Raw genomic sequence first — 14,506 nt, 5'->3', positions numbered from 1 at the left:
TTCCTATCTGGGGTCAGCGACCGTACTTGGGGGCGAAGAACCGCGCGACGAGTCGGGCGACGAGGTTCAGCACCATGACGATGAGGATGAGCGTGAGGGCGGCCGCCCACGCGCGGTCGAGGTACGCCTCGGGCGGGTTCCCCTGGTTGGCGTACTGGGTGTAGACGAACACCGGGAGCGACTGCATGCGCCCCTCGGTCATGTCGTAGTTCATGCTGTTCGTGAAGCCGGCCGCGATGAGGAGCGGCGCGGTCTCGCCGATGACGCGGGCGATCGCGAGCATGATGCCGGTCGTGATGCCGGCGATGGAGGTGGGCAGCACGACCTTCACGATCGTCAGCCACTTCGGCACGCCGAGGGCGTACGAGGCCTCGCGGAGCTCGACCGGCACGAGCCGCAGCATCTCCTCGCTGGAGCGCACGACGACCGGGATCATCAGCACCGCGAGGGCGACGGCACCGGCGATGCCGGTGCGCGTGCCGGGGCCCCAGAAGATCGCGAAGAGCGCGTAGGCGAAGAGGCCCGCGACGATCGACGGGATGCCGGTCATGACGTCGACGAGGAAGGTGATGCCCCGGGCGAGGCGACCGCGGCCGTACTCGACGAGGTAGATCGAGGTCATCAGGCCGATCGGGATCGAGATCAGCGCCGCGGTGCCGGTCATGAGCACCGTTCCGACGATGGCGTGGAGGGCGCCGCCGCCCTCGCCGGTGACGTTGCGCATCGAGTACGAGAAGAACTCGACATCGAAGCGGTTGAGCCCGAACGTCACGACCGTGATCGAGAGCGAGATCAGCGGGATCATCGCGAGGAGGAACGCGCCGGTGACCAGCGCGGTCACGAAGCGGTCGGTCGCGCGCCGGGAGCCCTCGACGATCCGCGAGAGCAGCGTGATCGTCACGACGTAGAAGAGCGCCGCGACCACGAACATGCCGACCCAGTTGAACTCGGCGCCGCTGAACGCGATGACACCGAACAGGCCGGCCGACACCAGGAGGCTGCCGCCCAGCACCATCCACGATGCGCCGTTGGGGAGCTTGCCGGCGGTCAGCGAGTTGCTGACCGGCGCCGCGGCCGGGCCGCGCGTCTCGGGAGGGGTGATCGTCGTGGTCATCAGTTCGCTCCCGAGAACTCGGCACGGCGAGCGACGATCCAGCGAGCGATCGCGTTCACCGCGAAGGTGACGATGAAGAGGATGAGGCCCGTCGCGATGAGGACGTTGACGTTGATGCCGTACGCCTCGGGGAAGCTCAGGGCGATGTTCGCGGCGATCGTCGACGGGTTGACCGACGTGAGCAGCTGGAACGTGACCGCGCCCGTCGCCGAGAGCACCATGGCCACGGCCATCGTCTCGCCCAGGGCGCGACCGAGGCCGAGCACGGCGGCCGAGATGATGCCGGGGCGGCCGAACGGCAGGACCGCGGTGCGGATCATCTCCCACCGCGTCGCGCCGAGTGCGAGCGCGGCCTCCTCGTGGAGGACCGGCGTCTGCAGGAAGACCTCGCGCGAGATCGCGGTGATGATCGGGATGATCATGACGGCGAGCACGAGGGCCGCGGTGAGGATCGTGCGGCCGGTGCCGGAGACCGGGCCGGCGAAGAGCGGGAACCAGCCGAGGTTGTCCACGAGCCAGGAGTAGAGCGGCTGGACGGCGGGGGCCAGCACGCCGATGCCCCACAGGCCGAAGACGACCGACGGGACGGCGGCCAGCAGATCGACGACGTAGCCCAGCACCGAGGCGAGCCGACGCGGGGCGTAGTGCGAGATGAAGAGCGCGATGCCGATCGAGATCGGCAGGGCGATGAGCAGCGCGAGCGCCGCCGCCCAGATCGTGCCGAAGACGAGGGGGCCGACGTAGGCCCAGAAGTTCGTGTCGAGGATCGAGGCGTCCTCGCCGTCGGCGAAGAGCGCCGGGATGCTCTGGACGATGAGGAACGTCGCGACCGCGGCGAGCGTGACGAGGATCATCGAGCCGGCGAAGACCGCCGACTTTGAGAAGACGCGGTCGCCTGGGCGCTGCTTCGCCCGGATCGGCGCGGCTGCGGTGGTCATCTGGGGATCCTCCGGTCAGTGGTGCGTGGGACATGGCCGTGCCCGGCCCCGGGTGCTGACGCTACCGGGGCCGGGCACGAACCACCTACTGGATCGAGTCGATCGCCGCGGTGACCTTCTCGCGGAGCGAGTCGGAGATCGGGGCGGAGCCGGCGGCCTCGGCCGCGACGTCCTGGCCCTCGGCGCTGGCCATGTAGGAGAGGTACGACGTGACGAGCTCGACGTTCTCGGGCTCGGCGTACTCCTGGCAGGCGATGATGTAGCTGACGAGGACGATCGGGTAGACGCCGGCCTCCTCCGAGGTGCGGTCGAGCTCGATCGCGAGGTCGTGCTCGTCACGGCCCTCGACGAACGGCGACGCGTCGACGATGGCGGCCGCGGCCTCGGGCGAGTACTCGACGAACTCGCCGCCGACGCCGATCGCCACGGTGCCGAGGTCACCGGCGCGCGAGGCGTCGGCGTACCCGATGGTGCCGGTGCCGTTGGTCACGGCGTCGACGACACCCGAGGTGCCCTGGGCGCCCTCGCCGCCTTCGAACGGCCACACGCCGTCGGCCTCGTAGGTCCACACGTCGGGCGCAGCCGCACCGAGGTAGTCGGTGAAGTTCTCGGTGGTGCCCGAGTCGTCCGAGCGGTGGACCGGGGTGATCGCGAGGTCGGGGAGCTCGACGCCCTCGTTCGTGGCGGCGATCGCCTCGTCGTTCCACTTCGTGATGTCGCCGGCGAAGATGCCCGCGAGGGTGGCCGCGTCGAGGTTGAGGCTGTCCACGCCCTCGAGGTTGAAGATCACGGCGATGGGCGAGATGTAGAGCGGGAGCTCGACGACGCTCGTGTCGGGCGCGCACTTCTCGAAGCCGCCCGCGGCGATCTCCTCGTCGTTGAACGCACGGTCGGAGCCCGCGTAGTCGCTGGCGCCCGAGAGGAAGGTGTCGCGACCGGCGCCCGATCCCGAGGGGTCGTAGTCGATGGTCACGTCGGGGTTCGCGGTCTGGAAGCCGGCGATCCACGCCTGCTGGGCCGAGTCCTGCGACGAGGCGCCGGCACCGACCAGGTTGCCCGAGAGCGTCGACTCGGAGGCGGCGGGCTCGCCCGAGCCGCCCTCGTTCGCGGCGCAGGAGCTGAGCGCGAGGGCCGCCGTCATGGCGATGACGGCAGGCGCGCCGAAACGCTTGAGGTTCACGTGATTCCCTTCCGGGGGTTTGGATTGCAGGTGGTGGGGCCGGGTGCCGACCCGCCTGCGACGCTAACCAGCGTGCGTGACGAGCGTCCCCCACGGCGGTGAACGGAAGGTGAACTGGGCCTGACCGGCCGGGATGCCACGGCTGTGAGTCCGCCGTGACGGCGACGCTCCGGCGACCGTCGGGTGGGCGGGTCCTATCCCCGGATGGACTCGATCGCCAGCAGGGCGCGCTCGCGCAGGGATTCCGAGATGGGCGCCGATCCCGCGCCCGCGGCGGCGGCCTGCTGGCCCTCCTCGCTCGCGATGTACTCCAGGTACTGCCGCACGACCTCGACGTTCCGAGGCGAGGCGTACTGCTCGCAGGCGATCAGGTAGCTGACGAGGACGATGGGGTAGACGCCGGCCTGCTCCGTGGTGCGGTCGATGCTGATGGCCAGGTCGCCCTCGGCTCGACCCTCCTCGAGTGGGGACGCGTCGACGATCGCCGCGGCCGCCTCGGGGGAGAAGGAGACGAACTCGTCGCCGACGCCGACCGCCACGGTGCCGAGGCCTCCGGCGCGCGACGCATCGGCGTAGCCGATGGTCCCCACGCCGTTGCCGACCGTGTCGACGACGCCCGAATTGCCCTGAGCAGCCTCGCCGCCCGAGAAGGGCCACACGCCATCGGCCTCCCATTCCCAGACCTCGGGTGCGGCGGCGTGCAGGTAGTCGGTGAAGTTCTCGGTCGTGCCCGAGTCGTCGGAGCGGTGCACCGCCGTGATCGGGAGGTCGGGGAGGGTCGCCCCGGGATTCGTCGCGGCGATCGCCGGGTCGTCCCAGTCGGTGATGGCGCCGGCGAAGATGCCCGCGATCGTCCCGGGGTCGAGGTTCAGCGAGTCGATGTCGTCCAGGCGGAAGACCACGGCGATCGGGGAGATGTACAGGGGCAACTCGATGACCGTCGAGTCGGGCGCGCAGCGGCCGAAACCGCCGTCCTCCAGTTCGTCCATGGAGTAGGCGCGATCCGACCCGGCGAAGTCGCTCGCGCCCTCCATGAAGGTGTCGCGGCCGGCCCCGGACCCGGCCGGGTCGTAGTCGACCGTGACCCGGGGGTGGTCGGTCTGGAACGCCGCGATCCACGACTGCTGCGCGGCGCCCTGCGCCGATGAACCGGCGCCGACGACGTAGCCCTCGAGCGTCGACCCCGTGTCGCCGGTCCCCATCTCGTTGACGGCGCAGGAGGAGAGGACGGATGCGGCGGCGACGGCGAGCGCGACGGCCGCGAGCGAGCGCGTGCGGTTCACTGGGATCCTTCGGGAGGTTCGGGAGGTTCGGGAGGTTCGGGAGGTTCGGGAGCGGCTGGGAGCCGACCGGTCCGGGCCGGATCCCACGCCATGTCCGGTGAACATCGAAACCGAATCAGGTGAACGAATGGTGAACACTCGGGGACGCGTCGGTGTGCGGAACCTGCGTATCCCCTGCGTCCCCACGCCGCCCGGGCGGCGGCCTAGGCGGCCGGCGCGTGCGTCTCGATGGCGATGATGCCCGAGGACGGGTTCGTCGAGGAGAGGTGCACCACGCTGAACGCGCCCACCTCGAGGCTCGCGGCATCCGTCACGTAGGAGCCGAGCGGGGTCCCGGTGGCCAGGGCGATCTCGCGCATCATCTCGGGCATCACGGGGCCGTGTCCGCAGATCACGGCCGTCTTGCCGACGCGCACGCGCTTGCCGATCACGCGGCGCACCTCGTCGTTCCCGGCCTCCCAGGCGTCCTGGCTGATGCCCTCGTCGCGCTTGACGGTGATCCCCGTCTTCGCCGACAGGGGGGCGACAGTGGTTACGCACCGCACGGCCGGGCTGGAGACGATCCTCTTCGGCCTCCACGCCATGACCGTGTCCACGACCGCGGCGGCCTGCTGCACGCCCCGCTCGACGAGGGGGCGGCCGGCGTCCTCCCCCTTCCACGACGACCTCGCCTGCGCCTTGCCGTGCCGCAGCACGATCAGCGCGAACGTCTCCGTGACGCCCTGGTCGACGAGCGCGGAGAAGTTGTCGAGGATCTCGCGGTCTGGTCCGTAGGTGAGGTAGCCGCGGGCGCGCTTGATCGTGACCCACTCGAGCGCGGCGATCTCGGAGTTCGGCCGGAAGGTCGAGGCCTGCACGGCCTTCTCGGTGACCTCCGCCGCCCAGTAGTGCACGATCTTCTCGCGACCGCTCGGGAGCGGGTACCGCGAGACGCCCACCGGCACGCCCAACGCGACGGCGAGCCCGGTCTCCTCCGCGATCTCGCGGACGGCGGTCTGCGGGAGCGTCTCGCCGGGGTCGACCTTGCCCTTCGGGATCGTCACGTCGCCGTGCACCGTGCGGTGCACGACGAGCACGTGGATGCGCCCGTCGATGACGCGCCAGCAGACCGCGCCGGCCGCGTAGACGGCGGTGGCGACCTGGCTCATCGGCGCGCCGCTCGCGTCGCGCGCTGGGCGACGCGCTTGCTGCGCTGCGCGACGCGCTGGATGCGGAGGTGCTGCAGGTCGTCGAGCGGCCGGCCCGAGTCATCCGTGGAGTGCCGCGTCCAGGTGCCGTCGCCGTCGAGCCACCACGACCCGGTCCGCTCGTCCATCGCCTCGTCGAAGAGTCCGGCGATCGCCCCGACGTGGTCGGGGTCGGTGAGCCGGACGAGCGCTTCGACGCGTCGGTCGAGGTTGCGGTGCATCATGTCGGCCGAGCCGATGTAGACGACCGGGTCGCCGTCATTCCGGAACGAGAAGATGCGCGAGTGCTCGAGGTAGCGACCCAGGATGGACCGGACCCGGATGTTCTCGCTCAGCCCCGGGATCCCGGGTCGGAGGCTGCAGATGCCCCGCACCCAGACCTCGACCGGCACGCCCTCGTTCGACGCGCGGTAGAGCGCATCGATGATGGCCTCGTCGACCATCGAGTTGACCTTGATGCGGATGCCGGCCGGCTTGCCCTCCTGCGCGTTCCGGGTCTCCTGGGCGATGAGCTTCAGCAGCCCCTTGCGGAGGTGGAGCGGCGCGACGAGCAGGCGCTTGAACTTCTTCTCGATCGCGTAGCCGGAGAGCTCGTTGAACAACCGGGTGAGGTCCTTGCCGACCTGGTCGTCGGCGGTCAGCAGGCCGAGGTCCTCGTAGATGCGGCTCGTCTTCGGGTTGTAGTTGCCGGTGCCGATGTGGCTGTAGTGCTTGAGGCCGTCCTTCTCCTGGCGGATGACGAGCGCGAGCTTGCAGTGCGTCTTCAGTCCGACGAGGCCGTAGACGACGTGCACGCCCGCCTTCTCGAGCTTGCGCGCCCACGTGATGTTCGCGGCCTCGTCGAAGCGGGCCTTGATCTCGACGAGCGCGAGGACCTGCTTGCCCGACTCGGCGGCGTCGATCAGTGCCTCGACAATCGGGCTGTCGCCCGAGGTGCGGTAGAGGGTCTGCTTGATCGCGAGCACGTCGGGGTCGGCCGCGGCCTGCTCGAGGAATGCCTGGACGCTCGTCGCGAAGGATTCGTACGGGTGGTGGAGCAGGACGTCCTTCTCCGCGACGGCGGCGAAGATGTCGGCCTGCCGGTTGGGCTCGGAGGGCTGGAGCTGCACGTTCGTCGTGGGGACGTGCGTCGGGTAGTGCAGTTCGGGCCGATCGATGCGCGCGAGGTCGAACAGGCCGCCGAGGTCGAGCGGCGATGGCAGGGTGTAGACCTCCTGCTCGGTGACGTCGAGCTCGCGCACCAGCAGGCCGAGGGTGACGTCGTCCATGTCGTCGGAGATCTCGAGCCGGATCGGCGGGCCGAACCGCCGGCGCAGGAGTTCCTTCTCGAGCGCCTTGATGAGGTTCTCGGTCTCGTCCTCCTCGATCTCGACGTCCTCGTTGCGGGTGACGCGGAACACGTGGTGGTCGAGGACCTCCATGCCGGGGAAGAGGTCGCCGAGGTGGTTCGCGATGAGGTCCTCGAGTGCGATGTAGCCGGCGTCCTCGACCGACTCGGTCGGGTCGACGCGCACGAAGCGCGGCAGCATCTGCGGCACCTTCACGCGTGCGAACTCCTGCCGGCCGGTACGGCTGTTGCGCACGCGCACCGACAGGTTCAGCGAGAGGCCCGAGATGTACGGGAACGGGTGCGCGGGATCGACCGCGAGCGGCATGAGCACGGGGAAGATCTGGGTGCTGAAGTACCCGTGCAGGTGCTCGCGGTGCTCCTCGTCGAGTTCGCCCCACGAGACGATGCGGATGCCGGCTTCGGCCAGCGCCGGCTTGACGAGCTCCTGGTACGCGACGGCGTGCCGCCACTGCAGCTCGTGTGCCTTCTGCGAGATGTCGGCGAGTACCTCGTGCGGGGTCCGGCCGACGTTCGTCGGGACGGCGAGCCCGGTGTTGATGCGGCGCTTCAGGCCGGCGACGCGGACCATGAAGAACTCGTCGAGGTTGGAGGCGAAGATCGCGAGGAAGTTCGCGCGTTCGAGCACCGGCAGTCGGGGATCCTCGGCGAGCTCGAGGACCCGCTGGTTGAAGGCGAGCCAACTGAGCTCGCGGTCGAGGTAGCGCTCGGCGAGGAGTTCGGGCGCGCCGTCGGTGTCGAGCGGCTCGAAGTCGTCGTCGAAGTCGCTCGCGGTGCGGTCTTCGTCGAGGGTGCTCTCCGCAGTCATCCACACATCATGCCACCGGGCCGCGACGCGGTGGTGAAGCGCAGGTCACCGGGCGGTGACGTTCGCGTCCTGCTCGTCGTCCTCGTGGACGTTGAAGCGGTAGCCCACGTTCCGCACGGTGCCGATGAGGCTGTCGAGGTCGCCGAGCTTCGCGCGGAGGCGTCGCACGTGCACGTCGACCGTGCGAGTGCCGCCGAAGTAGTCGTAGCCCCACACCTCGCTGAGCAGCTGCTCGCGCGTGAACACGCGCGACGGGTGGGCCGCGAGGAAGCGGAGGAGCTCGAACTCCTTGTAGGTGAGGTCGAGGGTGCGACCGTGGACCTTGGCGGAGTAGCTCGCCTCGTCGATCACGACGCCGGAGGTCTGGATGCGCTCGGCCGGCTGTGCGGCCTGCGCCCGGCCGAGTGCGAGCCGGATCCGCGCGTCGATCTCGGCGGGGCCCGCCTGCTCGAGGATCACGTCGTCGACGCCCCAGTCGGCGTTCACCGCGGTGAGCCCGCCCTCGGTCACGACGAGGATCAGCGGCACGGAGAGGCCGGTCGTGCGCAGGATCTGGGCGAGCGCCTTCGCGCCCGCGAGGTTGGTGCGGGCATCGAGGAAGACCAGGTCGGCCTCGGGCGCGCGCACGAGCTGGTCGGGTGACGCCGGAATCACGCGCACCCGATGCGTCAGGAGAGACAGGGCCGGGAGAACGTCTTCGTTTGCTGCCGGCGTCAGGATCAGCAGCTGCGCCACGCACACACTCCAGTAGTAAGGTGCGGTCAATACTACGGGACGCCGAGCAGTGGGCGACGGAGAACGGGGGACGCGTGACGCAGGACGACGCGGGAGCACCGGCGACGGGCCTCGCACGATGGGCCGTGCCCGCCGTCTGGCTCCTCTCCACGGTCGGGTCCGTCGTGGTCGTCGGCTTCGCGTGGTCCGGTACCAGGGTCTGGTTCCACGACTCCGGCCCGTCTGCCGCGCTGGGTGTGCTCGGCATGGTGTTCGCGGCATCCGTCATCGCCGCACTGCTGCTGCAGCTCGCGTCGCGGAGGCCGCACGGCTACGTCGGCCGGGCCAGCGCGTCGATCGCGGGCGCCGTGGTCCCGGTGGCCGTCGGGGCGCTCGCGCTGCTGCCGGTCGTCGGCTGACCAACGGGTAGACTCGCACCATGTCCTCGCTGCTCGCGCTCGAACTCTTCTTCATCGGCCTGCTCGGTCTCGCGAGCCTCACGATCGCCTGGATCAGCGGCGTGGTCGTCTACAAGCTCTTCAAGGGGCAGCGCTAGATCGTGATCGAGCTGCCGGTCGACCTCCCCGCGGAGCTCGTTCCGCTCTCCTGGCTCATCGGGGTCTGGGAGGGTTCCGGCGTGATCGACTACGCCGTCGGCGACGGCTCGGTCACGCACGAGTTCGGTCAGCGCGTGAGCTTCAGCCACGACGGCCTTCCCTACCTCAACTACACGTCCTACACCTGGCTGTTCCCGACGACGGATGACGGCGAGCCGACGCCGCTGGCGGCCGAGACGGGCTACTGGCGGCTCGCGCGCCCGCTCGGCGAGGGCGACCAGGGTCCGGCCATGCTGCCCGCGGTCGGGGCGACGCGCTTCCCCGACGCCGAGGCCGTGGAGACGCTGCGCAACGACGCCGGCGGCTTCGACCTCGAGGTCTCGATCGTGCACCCCGGCGGGGTGAGCGAGCTCTACCTCGGGCAGGTGAAGGGGCCGCGCATCGACCTCGCGACCGACGCCGTCATGCGCACCGCCGGCGCCAAGGAGTACGCCGCGGCGACGAGGCTCTACGGGCTCGTCGAGAACCACCTCCTCTGGGCGTGGGACATCGCCGCGCTCGGCCAGGACCTCCGCACGCACGCGTCGGCCCGGCTCGCGAAGGTCGACTGATGAGCGGTTCGCCCTTCCTCGCCCTGCCCGGCGCGGTCGTCGGCGACGCGCCCGACGAGGGCGTCGCCGCGCACTACGGCAATCCGATGGTCGAGCAGCGCCGCCTCGAGGAGGGGCGCGCGATCGTCGACCTGTCGAACCGGGGCGTGATCACGGTGACGGGGCCCGACCGCCGCTCGTGGCTCAACTCGATGGCGAGCCGCGCGCTCGACCACCTGGAACCGGGCGAGAGCGCCGAAGCGCTGTTCCTCGACGCCTCGGGGCACGTCGAGCACGCCGTCCACGTCGTCGACGACGGCGAGCGCACCTGGCTCGTGCTCGAGGGCGACGCCGCTCCGGCGCTCGCGACGTGGCTCGACCGCATGCGGTTCATGCTGCGCGTCGAGGTCGCCGACGTGAGCGAGGGGTTCGCCGTCGTCGGCGCGATGCCGGCGGGCGATGGGTTCCCGGCCGAGCTCCCCGTCGGCGCCCTGGTCTGGCACGACCCCTGGCGGCAGGTGCTCGCCGACGGCTACGGCTACGCGCCGGAGGCGGGGCACGCGGGCGCAGGATGGCGGTTCGCCGAGGCCATCGTCCCCCGCGACGCACTCGCGACCCTCGCGGGCGCGGTCCGGTCCGGTTCGGTCGAGGTGGCCGGCACGTTCGCACTCGAGGCGCTGCGCGTCGCGGCGTGGCGACCGCGCTTCGCGACCGAGGTCGACGAGCGCACCCTGCCGCACGAGCTCGACTGGCTCCGCAGCGCCGTCGACCTCCACAAGGGCTGCTACCGCGGGCAGGAGACCGTCGCGAAGGTCGTGAACCTCGGCCGACCGCCGCGCCGCCTCGTGATGCTGCACCTCGACGGAAGCGACACGGTCCTCCCGACGCAGGGCGACGCGGTCATCGGCCTGAAGGCCCGTCCCGAGCCCGCGCCGGGGGAGGAGCCCGAGCGCCGCGCGGTCGGCGCCGTCACGTCGTCGGCGATGCACCACGAGCTCGGCCCGATCGCCCTCGCGGTCGTCAAGCGCGCGGTACCGGCCGACCTCGAGCTCATCGTGGAGAGCCACGGCATCGACGTCGCCGCGGCGCAGGTCGAGATCGTGCCCGCCGGCGCGGCCGCGGCGGTCGAGGTGCCGCGACTGCCGAGGCTCGGCATCCGCCCGTGACCCGACCGCCCGGCGGGGCGACCCCCCTGGGCCGGCGGTTCGGCCGGCTCCGCGACTCGCTGCCGGCGATCCTGCAGATCACCGTCACCGCGATCGCGGCGTACTCGTTCTCCCTGCTCGTCGTCGGCCACGAGCAGCCGCTCATCTCCGCCCTCGTCGCGATCACGTCGCTCGGGTTCGTCCGTGACGCGCGCCCGGTCCGCGTGCTCGAGACCGTCATCGCGATGACGCTCGGCATCGCGCTCGCCGAGGGGCTGCTGCTCGTCGCGGGCAGCGGCATCTGGCAGTACGCGCTCGCGCTCGTGGTCACGCTCGCCGTCGCCCGGTTCCTGTCGGGCAATGCATCCTTCGCCATCGCGGCGGCGGTGCAGTGCTCGCTGGTGATGCTCGTCCCGGCTCCCGAGGGCGGGCCGTTCGTGCGAACGCTCGACGCCGTGGTGGGCGGGGCGTTCGCCCTGCTCGCGACCGCGGTGATCCCGCGCGATCCGCGCCGCACCGCCCTCCGCGACGGCCGGCGGCTGCTCGACGAGCACGTCGCGGTGCTCCTCGAGCTCGCGGCCGCGCTTCGATCGGGTGAGGCGGATGCCGCGGGGCGGGCGCTCTCCCGCGCCCGGGCCACCCAGCCCGCGGTCGAGGCGTGGACCGCGAGCGTCGACTCCGGCATCGCGATCGCGCGGCTGTCGCCGATCGTGCGCCGGGCGAGGTTCGACCTGGAGCGCCAGCGCGCCATGCTCTCGGGCGTCGACCTCGCGACGCGCAACCTCCGCATCGTCGCGCGGCGGGTCGAGTGGAGCCTGCGGGACGGACGTCGGCGCGAGGCGGTCGCCGACGTCGTGGCCCGGATCGCGGTCGCCGTCGAGGTGTTCGACGAGTCGTTGCGCGACGTGGCGCAGCAGCCGGTCGCGAGGCAGGGCTTCGCCGAGATACTCCGGCACCTCGACCCCGTCGCGATCCTGCCGGACGGATCGCAGGGCGACCGGAACACGCTGGCGGCGCTCCGCCCGTACCTCGTGGACCTGCTCACGGCGACCGGGCTCGGGCTCGAGGAGGCTCGGGCACTGCTTCCCGGGGACTGAGCCAGGGTCAGCGCGGCGCGACGGACGCCCAGTCGAGCGTGAGCTCGCCGAGCCGCCAGCGCCGAACCCCGCCGTGCACCGGCCACCCGGCATCGCGGAGGCCGCGGGCCACCGCGATCCATCGCTGCGACGGGCCGTACACCGACAGCGGCGCGTGCACGCGCCAGCCGAGGTCGAGCGCGGCGAGCAGTGCGTGGACGCGCTCGCCGGGGACGTTCCGGTGGATCAGCGCCTTCGGCAGTCGTTCGGCCACCACCGACGGTGCGTCGAGCCCGGTCAGGCGCAGGCTGATCGTGAAGCTCCGGGGGCCGGCATCCGTCACGCCCACCCAGCTCGAGATGCGACCGAGCTCGTCGCACGTGCCCTCGACGAGCAGGCCGCCGGGCGCGAGGCGGTCGACCATGCGCGACCACGCCGCCGGGACGTCGGCCTCCTCGTACTGGCGGAGCACGTTGAACGCGCGGATCACCGCGGGTCGGCGGCCGTCGGGCACGGGCACCTCGAAGCCGCCCACGCCGAACGCGACGGGCAGGTCGCGGGCGAAGGGGGTGCGGTCGGCACGAACGTCGGCCAGCTGCGACTCCGCGGTCCGGACCCGTGCCGGATCGATCTCGAGCCCCAGGACCTGCACGTCCGAGCGGGCCCGGCGGAGCCGGGAGGCGAGTTCGAACGCGGTCACGCCGCTCGCCCCGTAGCCGAGGTCTACCACGAGCGGATCGGCGGCGCGGCGGAATGCGGGCTGCTCGGCGATCCAGCGGTCGACGCGACGCAGGCGGTTCGTGTTCGTCGTGCCCCGCGTGATGGATCCGACCGGCATGCCCTCCAGTGTCGCAGCCCGCCCGGTCCGCGGCATCCGTCACGGTTCGACGCCGCAGACGACGCCCGCGACCGGGTCGCTAGGCTGGACCGCATGGTCTACACCCTCGTGCTGCTGCGCCACGGCCAGAGCGACTGGAACCAGAAGAACCTGTTCACCGGCTGGGTCGACGTCCGGCTCAGCGACCAAGGACGCGCCGAGGCGACCCGCGGCGGCGAACTGCTCGTCGAGAAGGGGGTCCTGCCCGACGTGCTGCACACCTCGGTGCTGACCCGCGCGATCCAGACCGCGGACCTCGCCCTCGAGGCGGCGGACCGCCTCTGGATCGACGTCCGCCGGTCGTGGCGCCTGAACGAGCGCCACTACGGCGCGCTGCAGGGCCTCGACAAGGCCGAGACGCTCGAGAAGTACGGCCAGGAGCAGTTCATGCTCTGGCGCCGTTCGTTCGACACCCCGCCGCCGCCGCTCGACGACGACGCCGAGTGGTCGCAGGTCGGCGACCCGCGCTACGCCGGCCTCTCGGACGACGAGATGCCGCGCACGGAGTGCCTGAAGGACGTCATCGCGCGCATGCTCCCGTACTGGGAGTCCGACATCATCCCCGACCTGAAGGCCGGGAAGACGGTCCTCGTCACCGCGCACGGCAACTCGCTGCGCGCGCTCGTCAAGCACCTCGACGGCATCTCCGACGAGGAGATCGCCGAGCTGAACATCCCGACCGGCATCCCGCTGGTCTACGAGCTCGGCGACGACTTCATGCCGACCAAGCCCGGCGAGTACCTCGACCCCGAGGCGGCCGCCGCCGGAGCCGCCGCGGTCGCGGCCCAGGGCAAGAAGTAGTCCGACCCGTCAGACGACGAGGGCCGAGCGGATGTCGCATCCGCTCGGCCCTCGTCGCATGTCGGGCTCCGACTCAGCCGACGGGCTCGGGCACCCAGTCGCCGGTGGCGAGGTAGTCGACCTTCTGGGCGATCGCGACGGCGTGGTCGGCGAACCGCTCGTGGTAGCGGCTCGCGAGGGTCGAGTCGACGGTGTCGACCGCCTGGCCCTTCCAGGTCTCGCCGAGCACCTTGTCGAAGACCGAGAGGTGCAGTGCGTCGACCTTGTCGTCCTCGTTGCGGATGGCCTTGGCCAGTTCGACGTCCTCGTTCTGGAGGAGCGTGACGAGCTTGCGCGCGATCTCGACGTCGAGCGCGCCCATCTCGATGAACGTCGGGCGGAGCGACTTCGGGACCACCTTGTCGGGGAAGCGGTACCGGGCGAGCTGCGAGATGTGCGTCGCGAGGTCGCCCATGCGCTCGAGCGAGGCCGAGATGCGCAGCGCGCTGACGACGATGCGCAGGTCGCGCGCGACCGGCTGCTGGCGGGCGAGGATCGTGATCGCGAGCTCGTCGAGCGCCTGGGCGCGCTGGTCGATGAGGTGGTCGTCGGCGATGACCTCCTCGGCGAGGCTCACGTTCGACTCGTTGAACGCACGCGTCGCCTTCTCGATGGCCTGGGCGACGAGCGTCGCGATCTCGACGAGGCCGTCCTGAACCTCGCGCAGTTCCTGCTGGAACACCTCACGCATGTGTTTGACCCCTTCGATGGTCTCGGGCTCCCACGCCGGGCACGCGGGACGACCGGTCACTGACCGGCACGCGACATCCTCGCCGTCGAAGGTGAACGGCAGGTGCCGTGCTGCTGAACTCTCCCTAACCTACCCCCGGCCGGCGTCCACCCGGGTGA

Annotated in this window: 14 protein-coding genes; 5 read left to right on the top strand and 9 right to left on the bottom strand. The window is 71.1% G+C overall.

Annotated elements, in window-relative coordinates:
- Positions 1–13 precede the first annotated feature (13 nt).
- The 7 genes from pstA to ABME02_RS16460 form a co-directional block, all read right to left on the bottom strand.
- A complete protein-coding gene (pstA, locus tag ABME02_RS16490) occupies positions 14–1,114 on the bottom strand; it encodes a phosphate ABC transporter permease PstA (RefSeq protein WP_353816429.1) in 1,101 nt (366 codons plus the stop codon).
- A complete protein-coding gene (pstC, locus tag ABME02_RS16485; RefSeq protein ID WP_353816428.1) occupies positions 1,114–2,052 on the bottom strand; it encodes a phosphate ABC transporter permease subunit PstC in 939 nt (312 codons plus the stop codon). The genes pstA and pstC overlap by 1 nt, the downstream gene beginning before the upstream one ends.
- Before the next feature lie 85 nt (positions 2,053–2,137).
- Positions 2,138–3,232, bottom strand: a complete 1,095-nt coding sequence (locus tag ABME02_RS16480) for a phosphate ABC transporter substrate-binding protein PstS (RefSeq protein WP_436408289.1) — start codon at positions 3,230–3,232, stop codon at positions 2,138–2,140.
- Between the two features lie 194 nt (positions 3,233–3,426).
- The gene (locus tag ABME02_RS16475) at positions 3,427–4,515 is read right to left on the bottom strand and encodes a phosphate ABC transporter substrate-binding protein PstS (protein WP_353816427.1); all 1,089 of its coding nucleotides are present in this window, start codon (positions 4,513–4,515) and stop codon (positions 3,427–3,429) included.
- Between the two features lie 203 nt (positions 4,516–4,718).
- The gene (locus tag ABME02_RS16470; RefSeq protein WP_353816426.1) at positions 4,719–5,663 is read right to left on the bottom strand and encodes an NUDIX hydrolase; all 945 of its coding nucleotides are present in this window, start codon (positions 5,661–5,663) and stop codon (positions 4,719–4,721) included.
- Complete coding sequence (locus ABME02_RS16465; RefSeq protein ID WP_353816425.1) at positions 5,660–7,858, bottom strand: RNA degradosome polyphosphate kinase; 2,199 nt, start codon at positions 7,856–7,858, stop codon at positions 5,660–5,662. Before ABME02_RS16465 ends, ABME02_RS16470 begins: the two co-directional genes overlap by 4 nt.
- A gap of 45 nt (positions 7,859–7,903) precedes the next feature.
- Positions 7,904–8,593 carry a response regulator transcription factor gene (locus ABME02_RS16460; RefSeq protein WP_353816424.1) on the bottom strand — a complete coding sequence of 230 codons (690 nt, stop codon included), beginning with the start codon at positions 8,591–8,593 and terminating at the stop codon, positions 7,904–7,906.
- 74 nt (positions 8,594–8,667) lie between these two features.
- On the opposite strand from ABME02_RS16460, the gene ABME02_RS16455 reads away from it, so the two are divergent.
- The 4 genes from ABME02_RS16455 (at position 8,668) to ABME02_RS16440 (ending at position 11,961) form a co-directional block, all read left to right on the top strand.
- Positions 8,668–8,991, top strand: coding sequence for a hypothetical protein (locus ABME02_RS16455; RefSeq protein WP_353816423.1), 324 nt, complete (start codon positions 8,668–8,670; stop codon positions 8,989–8,991).
- 140 nt (positions 8,992–9,131) lie between these two features.
- On the top strand, positions 9,132–9,740 hold the full coding sequence (locus tag ABME02_RS16450; protein WP_353816422.1) for a nitrobindin family protein: 609 nt from the start codon (positions 9,132–9,134) through the stop codon (positions 9,738–9,740).
- On the top strand, positions 9,740–10,885 hold the full coding sequence (gene ygfZ / locus ABME02_RS16445) for a CAF17-like 4Fe-4S cluster assembly/insertion protein YgfZ (RefSeq protein WP_353816421.1): 1,146 nt from the start codon (positions 9,740–9,742) through the stop codon (positions 10,883–10,885). Before ABME02_RS16450 ends, ygfZ begins: the two co-directional genes overlap by 1 nt.
- Positions 10,882–11,961: an FUSC family protein gene (locus tag ABME02_RS16440; protein ID WP_353816420.1), complete on the top strand. Its 1,080-nt coding sequence runs from the start codon at positions 10,882–10,884 to the stop codon at positions 11,959–11,961. Before ygfZ ends, ABME02_RS16440 begins: the two co-directional genes overlap by 4 nt.
- Positions 11,962–11,968: 7 nt before the next feature.
- Here the strand turns inward: ABME02_RS16440 and ABME02_RS16435 are convergent, their stop codons facing one another.
- Complete coding sequence (locus ABME02_RS16435; RefSeq protein WP_353816419.1) at positions 11,969–12,778, bottom strand: class I SAM-dependent methyltransferase; 810 nt, start codon at positions 12,776–12,778, stop codon at positions 11,969–11,971.
- A 93-nt stretch (positions 12,779–12,871) separates the two neighbouring features.
- Here ABME02_RS16435 and ABME02_RS16430 point away from each other — a divergent pair, with 93 nt between their 5' ends.
- Positions 12,872–13,618, top strand: coding sequence for a phosphoglyceromutase (locus ABME02_RS16430; RefSeq protein ID WP_353816418.1), 747 nt, complete (start codon positions 12,872–12,874; stop codon positions 13,616–13,618).
- A 73-nt stretch (positions 13,619–13,691) separates the two neighbouring features.
- Here the strand turns inward: ABME02_RS16430 and phoU are convergent, their stop codons facing one another.
- The gene (gene phoU, locus ABME02_RS16425; protein ID WP_353816417.1) at positions 13,692–14,348 is read right to left on the bottom strand and encodes a phosphate signaling complex protein PhoU; all 657 of its coding nucleotides are present in this window, start codon (positions 14,346–14,348) and stop codon (positions 13,692–13,694) included.
- Positions 14,349–14,506 lie beyond the last annotated feature (158 nt).

This window comes from Agromyces zhanjiangensis (genome assembly GCF_040496055.1).
GTDB classification, from domain to species: domain Bacteria; phylum Actinomycetota; class Actinomycetes; order Actinomycetales; family Microbacteriaceae; genus Agromyces; species Agromyces zhanjiangensis.
Note: the sequence above shows the minus strand (reverse complement) of the source record. Positions and strands in the feature narration are given on the sequence as shown.

What these genes read in the sequence shown, in the direction of transcription:
- ABME02_RS16430 (WP_353816418.1), top strand. Translation starts at nt 12,872, where the DNA reads ATGGTCTACACCCTCGTGCTGCTGCGCCACGGCCAGAGCGACTGGAAC.
- ABME02_RS16465 (WP_353816425.1), bottom strand. Translation starts at nt 7,858, where the DNA reads ATGACTGCGGAGAGCACCCTCGACGAAGACCGCACCGCGAGCGACTTC.
- phoU (WP_353816417.1), bottom strand. Translation starts at nt 14,348, where the DNA reads ATGCGTGAGGTGTTCCAGCAGGAACTGCGCGAGGTTCAGGACGGCCTC.
- ABME02_RS16470 (WP_353816426.1), bottom strand. Translation starts at nt 5,663, where the DNA reads ATGAGCCAGGTCGCCACCGCCGTCTACGCGGCCGGCGCGGTCTGCTGG.
- pstC (WP_353816428.1), bottom strand. Translation starts at nt 2,052, where the DNA reads ATGACCACCGCAGCCGCGCCGATCCGGGCGAAGCAGCGCCCAGGCGAC.
- ygfZ (WP_353816421.1), top strand. Translation starts at nt 9,740, where the DNA reads ATGAGCGGTTCGCCCTTCCTCGCCCTGCCCGGCGCGGTCGTCGGCGAC.
- pstA (WP_353816429.1), bottom strand. Translation starts at nt 1,114, where the DNA reads ATGACCACGACGATCACCCCTCCCGAGACGCGCGGCCCGGCCGCGGCG.
- ABME02_RS16435 (WP_353816419.1), bottom strand. Translation starts at nt 12,778, where the DNA reads ATGCCGGTCGGATCCATCACGCGGGGCACGACGAACACGAACCGCCTG.